Source organism: Escherichia sp. MR, assembly GCF_005280595.1.
Lineage (GTDB): Bacteria > Pseudomonadota > Gammaproteobacteria > Enterobacterales > Enterobacteriaceae > Escherichia > Escherichia ruysiae.
The window spans coordinates 1-271 of record NZ_SZVK01000149.1; the positions used below are offsets into that span (position 1 = coordinate 1).

1 pseudogene is annotated in these 271 nt (G+C 47.6%); it reads right to left on the minus strand.

Going from position 1 to position 271, the window contains the following annotated elements:
• Positions 1–76: 76 nt before the first annotated feature.
• Positions 77–271 (minus strand): annotated as a pseudogene (locus FC814_RS22690) (autotransporter outer membrane beta-barrel domain-containing protein); the annotation flags it as partial.

A 271-nucleotide genomic window follows, 5' to 3' on the forward strand; every position in this document is an offset into this window, starting at 1 on the left:
TGATAGAAACAGAAGCCACTGGAGCACCTCAAAAACACCATCATACACTAAATCAGTAAGTTGGCAGCATCACCTTGCGGGAGTTATAAATCCAGTTGGCTTCCACGAAAGGCTGGAAGGAACGCGCTTTATGATCATCAATAGCATTATGACCTTGCAGGTACGCTTTCACCCCCAGACGCGTTTGCAGGTTACCTTCGGTGCTGTCCTCAACCAGAGTGCCATTGTCTTCAGTATGATTGTCTGCCTTCACATCCATCCACGTCAGTTG